This is a genomic window from Catonella sp. (genome assembly GCF_052169795.1).
GTDB lineage: Bacteria > Bacillota > Clostridia > Lachnospirales > Lachnospiraceae > Catonella.
The window spans coordinates 1-5,262 of the sequence record NZ_JBQNBU010000116.1 but is presented as its reverse complement, the minus strand read 5'-3'; the positions used below and the strand labels follow the sequence as shown (position 1 = coordinate 5,262).

General features: G+C 35.2%; 4 protein-coding genes. 3 read left to right on the top strand and 1 reads right to left on the bottom strand.

The genetic code is table 11. The annotated features are described in order from the left end of the window. On the top strand, positions 1-1,142 hold a 1,142-nt coding region (gdhA, locus tag ACTTKP_RS11005), incomplete at its 5' end, for an NADP-specific glutamate dehydrogenase (protein ID WP_442553948.1). A gap of 178 nt (positions 1,143-1,320) precedes the next feature. On the opposite strand, the gene ACTTKP_RS11000 is transcribed toward gdhA, so the two are convergent. After that, positions 1,321-2,265 carry an Abi family protein gene (locus ACTTKP_RS11000; RefSeq protein ID WP_442553947.1) on the bottom strand — a complete coding sequence of 315 codons (945 nt, stop codon included), beginning with the start codon at positions 2,263-2,265 and terminating at the stop codon, positions 1,321-1,323. A 176-nt stretch (positions 2,266-2,441) separates the two neighbouring features. Between ACTTKP_RS11000 and ACTTKP_RS10995 the strand changes: the two genes are divergently transcribed. After that, positions 2,442-4,070: a type I restriction-modification system subunit M gene (locus tag ACTTKP_RS10995; protein WP_442553946.1), complete on the top strand. Its 1,629-nt coding sequence runs from the start codon at positions 2,442-2,444 to the stop codon at positions 4,068-4,070. A gap of 1 nt (position 4,071) precedes the next feature. Continuing rightward, positions 4,072-5,262 (top strand): restriction endonuclease subunit S (locus ACTTKP_RS10990; RefSeq protein WP_442553945.1); only part of this gene is annotated, 1,191 nt, incomplete at its 3' end.

Genomic DNA, 5,262 nt, shown 5'->3' with positions numbered 1-5,262 from the left:
GGGTGGATGATAAGGGACAGGCTCAGGTAAATAGAGCGTTTAGAGTACAGTTTAATAATGCCATAGGACCATACAAGGGGGGACTTAGATTTCACCCTTCTGTAAACCAGAGTATAATTAAGTTCTTGGGCTTTGAGCAGTGCTTTAAGAATTCTCTTACAGGACTTCCGATTGGAGGAGGCAAGGGTGGTTCTGACTTCGATCCAAAGGGAAAGAGTGACAGAGAGGTTATGGCTTTTTGCAAGAGCCTTATTACAGAGCTTTACAAGTATATTGGTAAAGATGAGGACGTACCTGCCGGTGATATCGGTGTAGGTGCAAGAGAAATAGGTTATATGTATGGTCAGTATAAGCGTATAACAGGGCTGTATGAGGGAGTGCTTACAGGTAAGGGACTTAGTTATGGCGGTTCTCTTGCAAGAAAAGAGGCTACAGGCTATGGTCTTGTATATATCACTGATGAAATGCTTAAATCAAAAGGCAAGAGTCTCGAAGGTAAGACTGTAGTAGTATCAGGTTCAGGTAATGTGGCTATCTATGCTATACAAAAAGTCATAGCTCTTGGTGCTAAGCCGGTTACAGCTTGTGATTCCACAGGCTGGGTATATGATCCGGATGGAATAGATGTAGCTGTGCTTCAGGATGTAAAAGAAGTTAAAAGAGCAAGACTTACAGAGTATGTAAAGGCAAGACCGAATGCAGAGTATCATGAAGGCAAGGGAGTATGGAGCGTGAAATGTGATATAGCTCTTCCTTGTGCAACCCAGAATGAACTTGACCTTGAAGATGCTAGGGCACTTGTAGCAAATGGATGTTTTGCAGTATGTGAGGGTGCTAATATGCCTACTACATTGGAGGCTACCGAGTATCTTCAGAAGAATGGAGTATATTTCCTTCCGGGAAAAGCAGCTAACGCAGGTGGAGTAGCAACCTCAGCGCTTGAAATGAGCCAGAACTCAGAACGCCTAAGCTGGAGCTTTGAAGAGGTAGATGCTAAGTTAAAGGGAATTATGGTAAATATCTTCCATAATCTTGATGCGGCAGCTAAAAAGTACGGTAAGGACGGCGACTATGTAGCAGGAGCGAATATCGCAGGCTTTATGAAGGTTTGTGAGGCTATGCTTGCGCATGGAGTGGTGTAGATATATAGTGTGATAAGACTATCTGAATTTCGGTTACGAGGTTTGGATAGTTTTTTTATGTATTTAAATGATAACTATATGAAATAATTGATAAAAAAATCAGGAGCAACAACACCTTATGGATATGTCGCTCCTTACAAAATGGTAAACCATTTTCAATTCTGTCAATATTATATGACTATAATGGTAATGTGTCAACTATTTTTTTAACAAAATTGTATACGGCTTGAATTTGATTATGTGAAACAAAATAGTCTTTATGTAGTATCAGGCGGTTATCAAACAAATCTTTAATTTCTTTAATTCGTTTTGATTTTATTTGACCATCTGGTATGACAGAGTTATAAGTATAAAGGAGCACAATAAAGTTGTATATAACTCTATAATTAAGATTTTTTGTTCTGGCAGCTTTAGATATGTTAGGAACGCTGTTCTTAATATATATGGATATATTACTATCAATTTGTTTGCTGATATCTAAAGGTTCAAATAATTTGTTTATAAGACAATGGCTATGTGCTGAGGCATTTCGTAAGTCACGAACTATATTCATAAACTTATTATTCACAATGTTATCTGAATAAAGCTCATCATAAAATGCAATTAAGTAAGCTAAATCTCCAAAAGAAATTAATTCTACAAAAACCCATACAGGAAAATACGGATAGTATTTTTCAATAAGGGATTTTGAATACTCACTGGATTGATGACTGCGAATTTTTTTAAGGATATATTCATTTTGCTGTTGTCCTTTTAAATTGGTATATCCTATAAAACGACGAATTAATTCGTATCCATCCTCCTTAGGATTATTCTCGATATGTGAAATAAGGGAAACTTTAAGGGCATGTTCAATATCCAAACACATTTTCATAATTAGATAGCGTAAGTGCATATCAATTGTAGAAAGTTCTTTGAGATAAGCAAAATCTAGATTGATATATTGCCCTATCTTTTTTCCGTCTTTATATTTTGGATAGTTAGCCCTATAAGAAGCTAATTTCATATAATAGTTGTTTTCTAATAAAAATTTTTTAGCATCAGCTTCACTGATAATATTAAATGTAATTCCTTTTTCTTTCATATGATTAATTAAATCATTTGCAGTTAGTAATTGCTTCATTTGACACCTCATTATATTGTATATCATTGTTTAAATTATATACTTAATGATAGTAAATAACAATATAAGCAATAATTATTTTCTATAAAATAAATATTACAATGTATCTCTAGAAAAGGTGTAATAATTTGCTTGTCCCAATAATGAAAATACTTTATACTATAGAAGAAAATTACATGGCAAATAACAAAAATGATGGAGGGCAGACAATGGCAGATAACAAAGACCTGCTAAATGTATTATGGAGCGGAGCAGATGTACTGCGTGGAAAAATGGATGCTAATGAATATAAAACATATTTATTAGGATTGGTTTTTTATAAATATTTATCAGATTCATACTTGGCAAAGGTCTATGACCTTTTAAATGATAGTACACCTGATAATCTTCTTGAAGCTCAGGTAGAATATGAAGAAGCGTTAAAATCAGAGGATGCACCTGATCTTCTTGCAGAATTAAAAAGTTCGTTGCACTATACCTTAGAGCCTGATATGACATATATAAGTATATTAAAAGATGCTAAAAACAACGCTTTTAACAGAGAAAAATTACAGGCGGCTTTCAATAGGATTCAGGAATCTGATGAATTGTTTAACGGTTTATTTGCAGATGTTGACTTGTATTCCAACAGGCTTGGGACAGTAGATTTGAAACAAAGTGCAACAGTTGCCGAAGTGATAAAGGTATTGGAGGGAGCTGATCTTATAAATGCTGAGGGAGATGTGCTTGGCAATGCTTATGAGTATTTGATAGGACAGTTCGCTTCTGAAACAGGTAAAAAGGCAGGAGAATTTTATACACCACATGGACCTGCACAGATACTTTGCAGAATTGCACTAACAGGTAAAGAAGAGAAAAAAGGCTTGCAGGTGTATGATCCTTGTATGGGTTCGGGTTCTCTTATGCTTAGCTGTAGGAATTATTCTAAGGAGCCAGACTATATCAAGTATTATGGGCAGGAGCTTATGCCTTCTACATATAACCTTGCAAGAATGAATATGTTTCTTCATAGAGTACTTCCGGAAAATCAGCATTTGCGAAATGGTGATACTTTGGATGCTGACTGGCCTACAGATGAAGAAACAGAATTTGATGTAGTAACTATGAATCCGCCATATTCAGCAAAATGGTCGGCTGCTGAAGGCTTTAAACAGGATGAAAGATTTATGGACTATGGAGGGAAGCTTGCACCAAAATCTAAGGCAGATTATGCGTTTTTATTACATGGATTTTACCATTTGAAACAAAGTGGAACTATGGCTATTGTGCTTCCACATGGTGTGCTTTTTAGAGGGGCAGCAGAGGGAGAGATAAGAAAAACTCTACTTGAGAATGGCTCTATTTATGCAGTAATAGGATTACCTGCCAATATGTTTTACAATACTTCAATACCTACTTGTATAATAGTGCTAAAAAAACATAGAGAAGGAAGAGAGGTACTCTTTATTGATGCTTCTAAGCTGTATGAAAAGGAAAAGAAGCAGAATGTGATGAATAAAGAACATATAGATAAGGTACTTGAGCTTTACAATGAAAGAAAATCAGTAGATAAGCTAAGCTTCCTTGCGTCTTATGAAGACATAGAAAAGAATGATTTTAATTTGAATATTCCAAGATATATAGATACAAGTGAGGAAGAGGAAGAAATTGATTTAAGAGAATTTTCAGAAAATTTTAGAAATATAAATAGGGAAATTAAAGAGAGTAATGAAGTTCTCATGAAAATGTTTGGTGAACTTACCTTTAGTAATCAGGATACAAGAGAAGCAGTGGAAGAATTTGTGAAAGTCTTTTGGGAGGCATGATATGGCAAATAAACCAAATATAAGATTTAAAGGCTTTACTGATGATTGGGAACAGCGTAAGTTGGGGGATATATCATCAGTAATCACAAAAGGAACCACTCCAAAGGATAAATCAGGAACCGGAGAGGTCAATTTTATCAAAGTTGAAAATATAAATGATTTTTCGGGTGATATTGTTGGTAAGTCTAGAATTTCTCTTGAAGAGCATCAAGGATATCTGAAACGTTCTCAGCTGCAAGAAGGAGATATTTTATTTTCAATTGCAGGAACGTTAGGGCGTGTAACATCAGTAAATAAAGCAATTTTACCTGCTAATACAAATCAAGCTCTTTCCATCATTCGATTAAAAGAGGGGAATCTTGAATATGTTAAAACATGTCTTAAAGGAAATGTTGTAGCAGACTTCATTAGAAGAAATCCAACAATAGGGGCACAGCCGAATTTGTCTTTGGAGCAAGTTTCAAACCTTGAAATAGAGATACCATCTGAGGCTGAACAAGAAAAAATAGGTTTGTATTTTTCTAACCTCGACCGCCTTATCACCCTTCACCAGCGTAAGTGTGATGAGACAAAAAAGCTGAAAAAATTTATGCTTCAAAAAATGTTTCCAAAAAATGGTGAAAAAATTCCAGAGATTAGATTTTATGGATTTACTAACGATTGGGAACAGCGTAAGTTGGGGGATATATCATCAGTAATCACAAAAGGAACCACTCCAAAGGATAAATCAGGAACCGGAGAGGTCAATTTTATCAAAGTTGAAAATATAAATGATTTTTCGGGTGATATTGTTGGTAAGTCTAGAATTTCTCTTGAAGAGCATCAAGGATATCTGAAACGTTCTCAGCTGCAAGAAGGAGATATTTTATTTTCAATTGCAGGAACGTTAGGGCGTGTAACATCAGTAAATAAAGCAATTTTACCTGCTAATACAAATCAAGCTCTTTCCATCATTCGATTAAAAGAGGGGAATCTTGAATATGTTAAAACATGTCTTAAAGGAAATGTTGTAGCAGACTTCATTAGAAGAAATCCAACAATAGGGGCACAGCCGAATTTGTCTTTGGAGCAAGTTTCAAACCTTGAAATAGAGATACCATCTGAGGCTGAACAAGAAAAAATAGGTTTGTATTTTTCTAACCTCGACCACCTTATCACCCTTCACCAACGAAAGTGTGACCAACTAAAACAA